Raw genomic sequence first — 12,830 nt, 5'->3', positions numbered from 1 at the left:
ATTGAAAAAGTACCATCAGCTTCTGAGCAGCACCCCTTTTGCACGCTTTGTTCACCGGGAAAAACACCATGATGATAAGAACCCCTGTTGGTATGGATAATGAACAAAGCGCGATTAACTTTTTTGCTCTACGCCCTGAGTGGTGTTGTCACTCCTGCGGCACTGGCCGCACCCTTACCTAAAGCCGAATTTAACTGGCGTGCCGCCCCCAGCGAAGAGCAGGTTGCCAGCTTAACGCTGCGTGACGCCATTCTCCGTGCCTTCGCCCGCAATCCGAAAATCTCGGAAGCGGCGGCACAGATCCATGTGGGGCAGGGCGATCTGGATGCTGCCCGCAGTGCCTGGTATCCGCAGATTTCCCTGCAGGGCGCGGCGGGGCGCTCTCATCAGACCGACTCCGCTGGCAGCCTGAACAACAACGGTTCGGGCGGGATCACGCTCAGCCAGCTTCTCTATGACTTTGGTCGCACCGGCAGTGCCATCGATGAGCAGCATGCGCTGTCGGATGCCTATCGCTATGGGTTGTTCGACTCAATGACGACCGTGGCAGAAGATACCCTGCAGGCCTACCTCGAAGTCAAACGCTATCAGGCGCTGGCCGACACGGCGCGCACCAATATCGCCTCGCTGCAGCGGGTACGCGATATTGCAAAACTGCGCGCTGATGCCGGGCTCAATTCGCAGTCAGATGTGCTGCAGGCGGAAACCCGCATCGCCGCTATGCAGGCAACGGTGGAGCAGTATCGCGCGCAGCTTCGTTCCGCTACCGCGCAGCTGACCGTGCTGACCGGCGTCGTCCCCGCCACGCTGCCTGAACTGCCTCAGGCGCTGCTGAAACAGCAGATCACCCTCGACCGGATCGCCTACGAAAGCAGCGCGGCGGTGCGCAGCGCCCAGGCGAAGCAGGAGGCGGCCCGTGAGCGGGTGCGTCAGGCCGAATCGGGCCACTGGCCGACCATCAAAGTGCAGGCGGGGCGAACCCGTTATGAAAACGATCGCCAATCCTACTGGGACGATGAAGTGCAGCTTCAGGTGGAAGCCCCGCTTTATCAGGGCGGCCTGGTCAATGCCAGAACCCAGTCAGCCGAGGGGGATCGTGAGGCGGCTCAGGCCGCGGTTCAGCAGGCCAAGCTCGCCATCAATCAGAACGCCTCGACGGCCTATGCTGACATGATCGGCGCACAGCAGCGACAGGCGGCCGGGGAAGTACAGCTCGCCAGCGCCGACCATACCCGCAATGTCTACGCCGATGAGTATCGCCTGAGTAAGCGCAGCCTCAACGATCTGCTCAGCGTAGAACAGGATGTCTTTCAGGCTGACAGCTCACGCATTACCGCGCTCTACGATGGCTGGGATGCGACCGTGCGTTATGCCGCCGCCGTAGACAATCTGCTCGACATCATGGGCATCGATCGCCAGCAAAGCAGCGGCGATCTCCTTCCTTCGCTGCAATAGGGATAAGGCATTAATCATGAGTATGAATACGGACAACTGGATCGCCGCCATGCTGCGTGTGGCCGCGCGATTCGGCAAGCCTGCCGAGGGTAAAACCCTGCGTCAGCAGATGCGCTGGTTCGAACATCTGCCAGTGGCACAGCAGCTCGAACGGCTCTCCGGGCTACTGGGGCTGCATCTGACCATGGTGCCACAGGATTCGCTGCGCTGGCGCCAGGAGATCACGCCGGTGGTGCTGGTGCTGGAGAATGCCAGCGTGGCGGTGCTGGAGGAAATTGATGCCGATGAGAGTGCGCGTTACTGGCTCAGTGAAGGCGGCGATGTGGTGCGTGAGAGCCCCCTGTCAGAACTGCTGGCACGCGCCAGAGGTGATGTCGGTGTCGTGGGCGTGGCCGCGCGTGGCCGGGATGCGCGCATCGACGAGTTCATTCAGCCCTATGAACCGCACTGGTTCTGGAAAAATTTTCGCGGCATGGGACGGCGCATCACCGAGATCTCGCTGGCTTCGGTGGTCAGCAACGTGCTGGCGCTGGCCGGGATCCTCTTTTCGATGCAGGTCTATGACCGGGTGATCCCGGCCCAGTCGGAATCCACGCTGTGGGTACTGTTTGTCGGTGTGCTGATCGCGGCGGCCATTGAATATCTTATCCGGCTGATGCGAACCCAGGTCTCCGACCTGATGGGGAAACGCATCGACCTGAAAGTCTCGTCTATGCTGTTTGCCCGGGCGATGAGCATCCGCAATGAGGCGCGACCGAAATCGACTGGCTCCTTTATCTCGCAGCTGCGTGAGATTGACCAGGTGCGAGAGCTGCTGACCTCGACTACGGTCGGGGCGGCGGCCGACCTGCCGTTTGTGATCCTGTTCCTGTTTATCATGTCGTTTGTGGGCGGCTGGCTGGTGTTGATCCCGCTGGCGGCGATCCCACTGATCGTCATTCCCGGCCTGCTGGTGCAGATCCCGATGGCGCGGCTGGCGAAAGAGGGGTTGCGGGAAGGGGCACTGCGCAATGCGGTGCTGGTGGAAACCATCGAAGGCATTGAGGATATCAAGGCGCTGCAGGCCGAACCCTACTTCCAGCGTCAGTGGGAGCAGACGCACGAAGTCAGTGCCTCAATCAGTAATCAGCAGCGGCTCTGGGGCGCGCGTCTCACCGGCTGGGCCTCAACCGTACAGCAGCTGACCTACGCAGGAATGCTGGTGTTTGGTGTCTATCTGGTGCTCGACTCGCAGATTACCACCGGGACGCTGGTCGCCTGTAGCCTGCTCTCCTCGCGCACCATCGCGCCGCTGATGCAGCTCACCATGGTCTTCTCGCGCTGGCAGCACGCCAAAATGGCGATGAAAGGGCTCGATGAGCTGCTGAAAAAGCCGCTCGATCAGCCGGACACGGCGACCCTGGCCCACTGTCCGACGCTCACCGGCCAGTACGATCTGCGCAATGTGCATTACAGCTATGACGAGGAGAACGAAAAGAATGTGCTGAATGTGCAGCAGCTGCAGATTAAGCCCGGCGAGAAGATCGCCATTCTGGGCAAGGTCGGGGCGGGCAAATCGACGCTGCTGAAAATTCTGGCCGGTCAGGCGCTGGCGACCCAGGGCAAAGTGATTGTCGATGGCGTGGACATTGAGCGTATCGACCCCATCGATTTACGCCGTCAGCTTGGCTGGCTCTCGCACGACTCCCGCCTCTTCTTTGGCACGCTGCGGCAGAATCTGATGCTCGGCAATCCTCATGCCAGCGAGCAGGAGATGCTGCAGGCGCTGCGCATCAGCGGCGCGCTGTCGCTGATCCAGCAGGATGCGGCCAGCCTGGATCGGATTATCAATGAAGGCGGGCGCGGCCTCTCGGGCGGTCAGCGGCAGATGGTGATGCTGAGCAGGATGATCCTGCGTCAGCCGCAGGTGGTGCTGCTTGATGAGCCCACTGCGGCGATGGATGAGCAGCTTGAGGAGCATGTGATCCGTCAGCTGCAGGGCTGGATCAGCGGCCGGACCCTGCTGCTGGTCACGCACCGTCCGGCGCTGCTGAAGATGGTCGATCGTATTGTGGTGATGGATAACGGCCGGATCGTGGCCGATGGCCCGCGCGACGAGATCCTGCGCCGCGCGACGGTGCCGGCGACCTCGCCATCAACGAATAAAGGAGAGGGCGTATGAGTCTGGTTATCGTGGATAAAGATCTTGCCCGTCATGAACGCCGCACCTCGGCGATTATCTGGCTCTGCACCGCCGCGCTGGCGGTTTTCCTGATCTGGGCACACTTCGCGATACTCGATGAGGTCACGGTCGGCAGTGGCAAAGTTACGCCCTCCAGTCGCGCACAGGTGATCGACAGCCTGGATGGCGGCATCGTCAAACAGCTCAACGTGCACGAAGGTGACATTGTTGAGAAAGGGCAGGTGCTGGCAACGCTTGACCCGACCCGCTTTCAGTCAAACTTCGGTGAGGCGCAGGCTAAAGTGCGCACGCTGCGCGCCTCCTCGGAGCGACTGGAGGCGGAACTGGCGGGCACGCCGCTGACCTTCAGCGCCGAAACGCTGAAGGAGCCGCAGCTGGTGCAGCGTGAACGCCAGCTCTATGAGTCACGGCGTCGCAACCTTACGGAAACCATCAGCAACCTGCAGCAGTCGCTGCGGCTGGTCCAGGATGAGCTGCGGCTTACAGAACCGCTGGTGGCTAAGGGCGCGGCAGGGCAGGTAGAGGTGATCCGTCTGCGTCGTCAGGTCAGCGATCTGCGCGGCAAAATCGATGAGGCGCGCAACGACTATCTGGTGCGCGCCCATGAAGAGCAGGTAAAAAACAATGCGGAGCTGGATGCGCAGTTGCAGGTTGCCGCCGGTAAAGAGGATCAGCTGACACGCGCCACGCTCTACTCGCCCGTTCGCGGTATCGTAAAAGATATTCAGGTGACGACGGTGGGGGGCGTTCTGGAACCGGGCGGCAAACTCATGGAGATCGTGCCGCTGGAGGATCAGCTGCTGATCGAGACGCGCATCAACCCGCGCGATATCGCCTTTATCCGGCCGGGCCTGGCGGCGATTGTCAAAGTGACCGCCTATGACTCTTCTATCTATGGCGACCTGCCCGGCGAGGTGGAAACGGTCTCGCCAGATACCCTGCAGGATGAGGTGAAACGTGACCAGTACTACTATCGCGTCTACGTCCGCACGCAGAAAGCGGAGCTGACCAACCGTGCAGGCCGAAAATTCCCGATTGTGCCCGGCATGGTGGCCAACGTGGAGATTAAAACCGGACAGAAATCCGTCATGGATTATCTGATTAAGCCACTGAATAAAGTCAAAGAATCGCTGCGTGAGCGCTGATCATCCGGCGCACCCGAAATCGCCGCCTGCTTAATTACGCAGGGAAATTAACATGGCGGATATTTCACCACCACGCGACCCGACAGCGCCGGAATTTATCAATCTGTGCGGAAAGAAGGTGGGGTTATTTTAATCCTGTGAAGAAAGTTGACAGAGATATAGCGAAACGGCGGAGAGCAGGCAAAAAAAAGCCGGACGAATAGTCCGGCGGGAAATATTAAGTTGTACATCTCATTCGGGGAGAATGAAGGTAATAATGGAATAAATGATGATAGCGGGGGCTATTCTATTCCCGGATGAGACATAAGTTTTATCATTCAGTGCTTCGGAATGGTCTGGTGTAACCCCTTGATAATCATAATTGCGGATCCGGATTAACGATTCGTGCGCCATTTTTTATCGATCTGTGCTGATGATAAGTTCCCCGAAAATTACATCCTGAAATAACTGTTTCGCATTATGAAACAGTTTTGGAAATTTCGTAGCATTTTCCTGGTGGATTATTACCCGCTATAAAACAACAATGGCCTGCCGGCTGAATTTTTAAGCGTTCAGCTCGCAGTGGCAAATAATAAAAGGCACATAACAGAGGGTAATAAAATGAAACGTCGCGTTCTCTCCCTGATGATCCCTGTATTGCTGGTGGCAGCAGGATCAGCAAACGCAGCTGAAATTTATAATAAAGATGGCAATAAACTGGACCTGTTCGGGAAGGTAGATGGCCTGCACTACTTCTCTGACAATAGCAGCGCCGATGGCGACCAGTCCTACGTGCGCTTTGGCTTTAAAGGCGAAACCGAAGTCAGCGATCAGCTGACCGGCTATGGCCAGTGGGAATACCAGGCGGCTCTGAACAACTCTGAAGATGAAGGCACCGCCAACAGCTTCACCCGTGTCGGCTTTGCCGGGGTGAAATTTGGTGATGCAGGCTCGTTCGACTACGGTCGTAACTACGGCGTAGCCTATGATATCGGCGCATGGACCGACGTGCTGCCTGAGTTCGGCGGCGACACCTATGGCGCGGATAACTTCATGTATCAGCGCGGTAACGGCATGGCGACCTACCGCAACAACAACTTCTTCGGCCTGGTGGATGGCTGGAACTTTGCCGTGCAGTATCAGGGCAAAAATGGCAACAGCAGCGAGTCACCGAACGGTCGTGACGTGCTGGGGCAGAATGGCGACGGCTGGGGCCTGAGCACCACTTATGATCTGGGTTCAGGCTTTGGCATTGGTGCGGCGACCTTCCAGTCCGACCGTACCAACGACCAGAACAGCGCCACCTCCGGCATCCTGGGCCGTGGCGACAAAGCCCAGGTCTACACTGGCGGTCTGAAATATGATGCGAACAACGTCTACCTGGCGGCGATGTACTCACGCTCACTCAACGCAACCCGCTTCGGCGACAGCAGCAACTCCTCAGCCTTTGGTTACGCGGATAAAGCGGATAACTGGGAAGTGGTGGCACAGTATCAGTTCGACTTCGGCCTGCGTCCGTCTCTGGCCTATGTCACTCAGCGTGGCACCGACGTTCAGAACTGGGGCAAACAGAATCTGAAAAAATATATCGACGTTGGCGCGACCTACTACTTCAACAAAAACATGTCTACCTACGTGGACTACCAGATCAACCTGCTGGACGACAACGCGTTCACCGACGCCGCCGGTATCAATACCGACGACGTAGTGGCGCTGGGCCTGGTTTACCAGTTCTGAGTTGTCAGGGCGCGCGGTTACGGCTGCGCGCCCGCCTGATCCTGCTGGCGGGGGGCATCTGCCTTTCGCCATGTCGTGGCTTTTGCCGCCACGGTCGCCGACGGCACGACGCAGCCGAAACGTGCGCCTTCAAACGCCACGCCTGCCAGGGTGAAGGCTGAAAAGCTCAGCCAGTGCTGCCAGACCGACTGCCACTTCTGTGAATTTTTCATTCTGCACCTCTCAGGGATAAACACTGTTTCAACAGTGCAGAATTCATGCCAGCTCTACCGCTCTCACAGCCACAGACGTTTCGCCCGTTTTGGTACACTTGCCGCGCTGGTCACGGCTGCGTTGCCCCAAACTGGTGCAGTAAAGCCTGTTAATGGCGCGGACGTGACGGGGCCATGTGGCGATGACGGCGCTGTTCGATGGCTTTATAACTGCCAAAAACAAACAGGCCGAGGGCGATGGCGAGAATCATATAGATCATCTGCTGCTCCTTTATGTGATTCAGAGGGATCGCCTGTCGACAGGCGGGCTCAGGATAGATGACGGGTGAATGTTCTCGTGGTTCGAAGGAAGATTCAACGCTCTTTAAGCTAATTTACCCGAAGTTTATGCTTTGTAGTGGCTATTAATAAAGTGTTACATGCGAGGAATGATGCGTTATAAGATTAATCTGCTGTTTGTGCCGCTGCTGGCGCTGATGCTGACCGGTTGCGATAAACCTGCGGCGACCTCCGCGCTGGTGCTGGAAGGTAAAACCATGGGCACCGTCTGGCGGGTAAGTCTGGCTGGCGTGGACAGCGAACGCAAAGCGGAGCTGCAGCAGCGTATCCAGCAGCGGCTGGACGCCGACGATGCCGAGCTTTCCACCTGGAAGCCGGACTCCGTGCTGTCGCGCTTTAACCAGAGCCGCGATCTCTCACCCCAGCCAGTCAGTGAAAACATGGCCGATATCGTCACCACCTCCCTGCGGATCGGCCGCAAAACCGGTGGCGCGATGGATATCACGGTCGGCCCGCTGGTCAATTTATGGGGCTTTGGCCCGACGAAACAGCCTCTGCATACCCCCGATGCGGCACAGATCGCGGCCGCCCGGGCAGAGACCGGATTACAGCATCTGCGGGTGCTGCAGGGCGCGAACGGACAGTGGCTGCAGAAAGATCTGCCGGGCCTCTATGTCGATCTCTCCACGGTGGGTGAAGGGTTTGCCACCGATCACCTGGCGCGACTGATGGAGCAGCTGGGGATAAATAACTATCTGGTGTCGGTGGGGGGCGCCGTGCTGAGCCGCGGCCTCAATGCGCAGCAGCAGCCGTGGCGGGTGGCGATTCAGAAACCCACTGACCAGGAAAACGCGGTTCAGGCGCGTGTGGATCTGCAGGGACATGGGATCAGCACTTCCGGCAGCTATCGCAACTATTATGAACTGGACGGCCACCGCATTTCTCATGTCATCGATCCCGTTACCGGACGACCGATTGAGCATAAACTGGTGTCGGCCACGGTGATCGCCACTACGGCGCTGGAAGCCGACGGCTGGGACACCGGGCTGATGGTGCTTGGCACCGAGAAAGCCAAAGCGCTGGCGACCCAACAGCATCTGGCGGTCTATCTGATCAGCAAACAGGGCGATAAGTTTGTCAGCTGGATGTCGCCACAGTTTGCTGCTTTCCTGATCCCCGCCGAATCCGGAGAAAACTGATGTTAGATCTTTTCAGTGAAGAGCAACCCTGGCAGGAGACGCTGGCTGAGGGTGCGGTCATCCTGCGGCGCCGGGCGCGCGCTGACGCAGAGGCGCTTTATCAGCAGCTGCTGGCGATTGCCGAACAGAACCCCTTTGCCCATCGCATCACGCCTGGCGGGCATCGCATGTCGGTCGCCATGACCAACTGCGGCGATTTTGGCTGGTCGGTGGATTCGCGCGGCTATCGCTATCAGCAGGAGGACAACCTGAACGGACGTCGCTGGCCGGCCATGCCGCCGCTATTCCGGACGCTGGCGCAGGAAGCTGCGTCAGAGGCGGGCTTCGCCGGGTTTAACCCGGATGCCTGCCTGCTTAACCGTTATGAACCGGGCGCAAAGCTGACGCTGCATCAGGACAAAGATGAGAAAGACATGCGCCAGCCTATTGTGTCGGTGTCGCTGGGCTTACCGGCGGTCTTTCAGTTCGGCGGCTTCGAGCGGGGCGATGCGACCCAGCGCGTGCTGCTGGAACATGGCGATATCGTGGTGTGGGGCGGGCCGTCGCGCCTGCGCTACCACGGTATCCTGCCGCTGAAACCGGGCGTGCATCCGCTGGTCGGCGCCTGGCGCTATAACCTGACGTTTCGCCGCGCCTTTTAATCCGTCATGCCCGCAGTGGCATGATGCGAATAACTATTGCTATCATTTGGCATCCTATTACACTGCAGGCAGTTTTTTGCTGATGGATTGCCTGCATGACGTTGCTAAGCGTTGTTTTTCGCCAGTTCCGCTGGCCTTTTATCGGGGTGATTGCGCTGACGCTGCTCAGCGCCGTGCTGGGGATCGGCATGATCGCCTTTATCAACCGCGAGATGATCGTCGCGATAAACACTTCGTTTGCCGTCCTGCCACAATTTCTGCTGCAGCTGGTGCTGCTGATGGCGGTAACGCTGGCGTCACAGCTGGCGCTGACGATGCTCGGCCATCAGTTTGTCTGGCGTCTGCGTGGCGAATTTATCAAGCGGATCCTCGATACCCGGATCGAACGCATTGAGCAGCTCGGCAGCGCCCAGCTGCTGGCGGGACTGACCAGCGACGTGCGGGCCATTACCCTGGCCTTTGTGCGTCTGCCGGAGCTGTTCCAGGGCGTCATCATCACGCTCGGCTCGGCGATCTACCTGGCCTGGCTCTCACCCGCGATGTTGCTGGTCACCAGCCTCTGGCTGGGCGTGATGCTGGTGGGCGGCTGGATGCTGGTGTCGCGGGTCTATCAGCACATGGCGAAGCTGCGGGAGATCGAAGATAACCTCTATCGCGATTACCAGACGGTGATCGAAGGGCGCAAAGAGTTGCAGCTCAATCGTTCACGCGCGCAGCAGGTCTATGACACCGTCTATCAGGAGGATGCCCGCGCCTGGCGTCACCACATCGTCCGCGCCGACACCTATCATCTCAGCGCCGTCAACTGGTCGAATATCATGACCCTGGGCGCTATCGGCATGGTTTTCTTCATGGCTAACAGCCTGGGCTGGGCCAACACCGCCGTCGCTGCAACCTTTTCTCTGACACTGCTCTTTTTACGCACGCCACTGCTCTCGGCGGTTGGCGCACTACCCACGCTGCTCAGTGCTCAGGTCGCCTTTCGTAAGCTCAACGCTTTTGACCTCGCCCCCTATCAGCCGGGATTCCACCCCCCTTCGGCCACCACTGAGTGGCAGACGCTGGAGCTGCGCGATGTCGCTTTTCATTATGGCGACAACGGTTTTCAGGTCGGGCCGGTTAACCTGACGCTGCGCCGGGGAGAGCTGGTATTCCTGATTGGCGGCAACGGCAGCGGGAAATCGACCCTGGCGATGCTGCTGACCGGACTTTACCGGCCGCAGTCCGGTACGCTGCTGCTGGATGGCAAACCGATCACAGCGGACGAATTCGACCACTGGCGCAGCCATTTCTCGGCGGTCTTTACCGATTTGCATCTGTTTGACAGGCTGATCGGACGCGAAGGCGTCGCGGCGAATCCCGCCCTGGTTCAGCAGTGGCTGGAGCGGCTGAAGATGCAGGATAAGCTGAAGATTGAAGGTAACAGGGTGCTGAATCTGCGGCTCTCTAAAGGACAGAGCAAACGGCTGGCGCTGCTGCTGGCCGTCGCAGAGGAGCGCGACGTGCTGCTGCTGGACGAGTGGGCGGCGGATCAGGATCCCCATTTCCGTCGCATCTTTTATCGCGAACTGCTGCCGTGGCTGCAGCAGGCGGGGAAAACGGTGCTGGCTATCAGCCATGACGACCACTATTTCGTGCATGCCGACCGGCTGCTGGAGATGCGCGAAGGCCAGCTGACGGAGCTGACGGGCGGAGAGCGCGATCTTGCCACGCTCGACGCGGTAAAACGCACCGACACCGGCCTTTGAACGCGGCTGGCATAACTTAGCAGAAATGCGCACTGGCGCCTCTGCCGTGAATCAGGCTACGTTAGCCAGCGGCAGACGCGCCGGTTTCTGCCATTCTGAATATCTTCTTTTATCTGTGTTAACCCGGCTAAACCGCACACGCCCCGCAGCGTACTGTTTAGCCGGTTTTTTTACAGCGGATGGGTCACCTGCGTCATCACCTGATCCGCCTGCCACAGGAAGGTGGCCTGCAGTAACGTCCCCGCCGGAAAGCCTGTACTGAACGTCTGCGTCAGTCGCAGCGTGGCGCGCCCCTGCGTCCAGTCGACCGCCTCCAGCGCCGCATCCGTAAAGTCCATCGGCTGATGCAGTTGTGGCCACAACGCCTTGTACAGACTCTCTTTCAGCGAAAAGAGCAGGGTCGCGGCCGCGTGGAAGGGCACGGGCAGGGTGCCTAACAGCTGCTGCTCCTGCGCGTTCATCAGATACGCCGCCGTTTCACGCGCGGTCGTCTCAGACATCCACTGCTCAACATCGACACCAATAGCCAGATTCTGCCGGGTAGCCACGACAACGACGGTGCCTGTTGTATGCGACAGCGACGCCTGAATACCGGCGGGCCAGCGGGGGGAGCGGTCAGGGGCGCTGTTGAGAATAAAATCCGCGATGCCAAACTCCGCCATTACGGCGCGGACCAGCAGGCGGCTGGCCAGATATTCGGCCCGCCGTTTGACCACGGCGCGCTGCAGCCGCTCAGGGAGCGTAAGACCCCACTCCTCAGCCAGCGCGTCATGATAGTGCTGCGGATCAAAGTAGCAGACCGCCAGTAACGGATCACCGCGGTGAAGAAGACGGGAAAGAATAAAGCCGCCTGAAACAGGCGGCAGCGGCTGATCGGGAAAGTGCATGCGAAACCGTGACAAGGGCTAAAAAGCCATTAAATCAGGCGCAGCAGAGCAGGGCAAGGCGCCCGCGGCGATCAGTCGTTAGGCGGGATGGCAAAACTTTTCAGGGAAACGACGAAATGGTGATGACCTCTGCTGATGCGCGCGCCCCTGTCGCACCAGTGGCTTGCGAGACGAAAGAAGTCGTCGCTGCCAATGTCATACGCCAGTTCCACTTTGCTGATGCCCGAGTGCAGTAACGCTTCTGCATCTTTCAGGCTTTTCGCTTTGATCGGCATGATATTTATCCAACAATTTCCGGGGAGTTCAGAGTAAGTATTTTCTGTGACATTTTTGTTTCAGTTTGATGAAAAAGCGCTGAACGTGGCGAGTTTTGTGAGGCGGATCAGGTTATGAAATGCAGGCTAACCTGCTGTTCAGGAAGGAAATAACGGTTAAATGGGAAAACTCTGAATCTGTCATGAAGCCGGAGCAGAAACAGAAAGGCCGCGTCGGACGCGGCCCTGTGGGTTACTTCTGGTCTGGCGGGGAAGGTTGCTTGTCGCCAGATTCCGGTGCTTCAGTTGGATCGTCTTTTTCGATAAAGGTCATAAACTCTCCTCTGCTTACCCACGGACGTTTAAGTATAGAACGGATTACGCAGGGTGCCTCTTAAATCCGGACTTATAGGAAAAATGAGAGACACGAATCTCTGTTCATAAACGTATAAATTATAATTCTCTGTTTGCTTCACTACCCCAATCTAAGCTTCTTCGGACGGATCAGGTGGCATTGCATGCTTTAGTAAAATTCATTCAGCAAGGGGGGCCTCTGAGGATACGTTATTAACGGTGTAGGCGGGAATGAGTGGGATACAGGTGGTCGCTGGCTTTGAAGTCATAGCCGCTTCAGCTGCAACCGCAAATCTGACAGGGGTTGAATTTGGTGCGATGCTTTCACTTCATAGAGTGAATGGCATTCAGGAAACTGTAATGAATGTCATCACTGGAAAAAACTATCCTGGTGTAGTTAAAGAATTTGATAGCGGATAAGAATAGCAATCAACCCAAGTAGCAGACAGCATGAAAAACCCAATAAAAACGTATAGTAAAGTGGTCTGATGCTGTTGATCTTTTTTTGATTACTTTCTTCCTGGGGGAATTTATAAGCATGGTTATTACTGTCTAAAAAAATGATTTTTTTATTCTTTTTCAACCGGGTAAAAAAGTAGGTCATTAGTGGCGAACCTAAGTACCCCATATTACTATGCAAAAGATAAGGGGTTGGCAGAGTGTGCTTTTTCTGAAAGTCGGAAATCAACTTCTGGTAGCGCGATCTGTTGGTCAGATACAAAACAACGCTAACCACTAAGCAAACTAAAGGAAGCATA

At 57.6% G+C, this 12,830-nt stretch carries 12 protein-coding genes; 8 read left to right on the top strand and 4 right to left on the bottom strand.

The genetic code is table 11. The features are described from left to right. The first annotated feature begins 99 nt into the window (after positions 1-99). From AB1748_RS14165 to ompC, 4 genes are all read left to right on the top strand, one after another. The gene (locus AB1748_RS14165) at positions 100-1,455 is read left to right on the top strand and encodes a TolC family outer membrane protein (RefSeq protein WP_367395654.1); all 1,356 of its coding nucleotides are present in this window, start codon (positions 100-102) and stop codon (positions 1,453-1,455) included. Between the two features lie 16 nt (positions 1,456-1,471). After that, positions 1,472-3,616 (top strand): type I secretion system permease/ATPase, encoded by a 2,145-nt coding sequence (locus tag AB1748_RS14160; protein WP_111138721.1) that lies wholly within the window; start codon positions 1,472-1,474, stop codon positions 3,614-3,616. Further along, positions 3,613-4,782 (top strand): HlyD family efflux transporter periplasmic adaptor subunit, encoded by a 1,170-nt coding sequence (locus AB1748_RS14155; RefSeq protein ID WP_111138722.1) that lies wholly within the window; start codon positions 3,613-3,615, stop codon positions 4,780-4,782. The genes AB1748_RS14160 and AB1748_RS14155 overlap by 4 nt, the downstream gene beginning before the upstream one ends. 600 nt (positions 4,783-5,382) lie before the next feature. After that, positions 5,383-6,498, top strand: a complete 1,116-nt coding sequence (gene ompC / locus AB1748_RS14150) for a porin OmpC (RefSeq protein ID WP_111138723.1) — start codon at positions 5,383-5,385, stop codon at positions 6,496-6,498. Between the two features lie 17 nt (positions 6,499-6,515). On the opposite strand, the gene AB1748_RS14145 is transcribed toward ompC, so the two are convergent. Further along, entirely contained in the window at positions 6,516-6,710 is a 195-nt protein-coding gene (locus tag AB1748_RS14145; RefSeq protein WP_111138724.1) for a hypothetical protein, read from the bottom strand. A gap of 149 nt (positions 6,711-6,859) precedes the next feature. Next, on the bottom strand, positions 6,860-6,970 hold the full coding sequence (locus tag AB1748_RS14140; RefSeq protein WP_199559966.1) for a response regulator: 111 nt from the start codon (positions 6,968-6,970) through the stop codon (positions 6,860-6,862). 168 nt (positions 6,971-7,138) lie between these two features. Between AB1748_RS14140 and apbE the strand changes: the two genes are divergently transcribed. The 3 genes from apbE (at position 7,139) to AB1748_RS14125 (ending at position 10,577) form a co-directional block, all read left to right on the top strand. Beyond that, the gene (gene apbE, locus AB1748_RS14135) at positions 7,139-8,188 is read left to right on the top strand and encodes an FAD:protein FMN transferase ApbE (RefSeq protein WP_140917198.1); all 1,050 of its coding nucleotides are present in this window, start codon (positions 7,139-7,141) and stop codon (positions 8,186-8,188) included. After that, positions 8,188-8,829 carry a DNA oxidative demethylase AlkB gene (alkB, locus tag AB1748_RS14130; protein WP_111138726.1) on the top strand — a complete coding sequence of 214 codons (642 nt, stop codon included), beginning with the start codon at positions 8,188-8,190 and terminating at the stop codon, positions 8,827-8,829. Before apbE ends, alkB begins: the two co-directional genes overlap by 1 nt. A gap of 95 nt (positions 8,830-8,924) precedes the next feature. Next, complete coding sequence (locus AB1748_RS14125) at positions 8,925-10,577, top strand: multidrug ABC transporter permease/ATP-binding protein (protein ID WP_367395653.1); 1,653 nt, start codon at positions 8,925-8,927, stop codon at positions 10,575-10,577. A gap of 170 nt (positions 10,578-10,747) precedes the next feature. Here AB1748_RS14125 and AB1748_RS14120 read toward each other — a convergent pair whose 3' ends face one another. Both AB1748_RS14120 and AB1748_RS14115 read right to left on the bottom strand, forming a co-directional pair. Continuing rightward, complete coding sequence (locus AB1748_RS14120) at positions 10,748-11,464, bottom strand: 4'-phosphopantetheinyl transferase (protein WP_367395652.1); 717 nt, start codon at positions 11,462-11,464, stop codon at positions 10,748-10,750. Between the two features lie 71 nt (positions 11,465-11,535). Beyond that, on the bottom strand, positions 11,536-11,739 hold the full coding sequence (locus AB1748_RS14115) for a hypothetical protein (RefSeq protein WP_111138729.1): 204 nt from the start codon (positions 11,737-11,739) through the stop codon (positions 11,536-11,538). 564 nt (positions 11,740-12,303) lie between these two features. Here AB1748_RS14115 and AB1748_RS14110 point away from each other — a divergent pair. After that, positions 12,304-12,492 carry a DUF4225 domain-containing protein gene (locus AB1748_RS14110; protein WP_293771943.1) on the top strand — a complete coding sequence of 63 codons (189 nt, stop codon included), beginning with the start codon at positions 12,304-12,306 and terminating at the stop codon, positions 12,490-12,492. Positions 12,493-12,830: the final 338 nt, after the last annotated feature.

The organism is Pantoea sp. Ep11b (genome assembly GCF_040783975.1).
In the GTDB taxonomy this organism is placed as follows: Bacteria; Pseudomonadota; Gammaproteobacteria; order Enterobacterales; family Enterobacteriaceae; genus Pantoea.
This window is presented reverse-complemented; position numbering and strand designations above follow the sequence as displayed.

What these genes read in the sequence shown, in the direction of transcription:
- AB1748_RS14165 (WP_367395654.1), top strand. Translation starts at nt 100, where the DNA reads ATGAACAAAGCGCGATTAACTTTTTTGCTCTACGCCCTGAGTGGTGTT.
- AB1748_RS14125 (WP_367395653.1), top strand. Translation starts at nt 8,925, where the DNA reads ATGACGTTGCTAAGCGTTGTTTTTCGCCAGTTCCGCTGGCCTTTTATC.
- ompC (WP_111138723.1), top strand. Translation starts at nt 5,383, where the DNA reads ATGAAACGTCGCGTTCTCTCCCTGATGATCCCTGTATTGCTGGTGGCA.
- AB1748_RS14140 (WP_199559966.1), bottom strand. Translation starts at nt 6,970, where the DNA reads ATGATCTATATGATTCTCGCCATCGCCCTCGGCCTGTTTGTTTTTGGC.
- AB1748_RS14115 (WP_111138729.1), bottom strand. Translation starts at nt 11,739, where the DNA reads ATGCCGATCAAAGCGAAAAGCCTGAAAGATGCAGAAGCGTTACTGCAC.
- AB1748_RS14110 (WP_293771943.1), top strand. Translation starts at nt 12,304, where the DNA reads ATGAGTGGGATACAGGTGGTCGCTGGCTTTGAAGTCATAGCCGCTTCA.
- AB1748_RS14145 (WP_111138724.1), bottom strand. Translation starts at nt 6,710, where the DNA reads ATGAAAAATTCACAGAAGTGGCAGTCGGTCTGGCAGCACTGGCTGAGC.
- apbE (WP_140917198.1), top strand. Translation starts at nt 7,139, where the DNA reads ATGATGCGTTATAAGATTAATCTGCTGTTTGTGCCGCTGCTGGCGCTG.
- AB1748_RS14120 (WP_367395652.1), bottom strand. Translation starts at nt 11,464, where the DNA reads ATGCACTTTCCCGATCAGCCGCTGCCGCCTGTTTCAGGCGGCTTTATT.
- AB1748_RS14155 (WP_111138722.1), top strand. Translation starts at nt 3,613, where the DNA reads ATGAGTCTGGTTATCGTGGATAAAGATCTTGCCCGTCATGAACGCCGC.
- AB1748_RS14160 (WP_111138721.1), top strand. Translation starts at nt 1,472, where the DNA reads ATGAGTATGAATACGGACAACTGGATCGCCGCCATGCTGCGTGTGGCC.
- alkB (WP_111138726.1), top strand. Translation starts at nt 8,188, where the DNA reads ATGTTAGATCTTTTCAGTGAAGAGCAACCCTGGCAGGAGACGCTGGCT.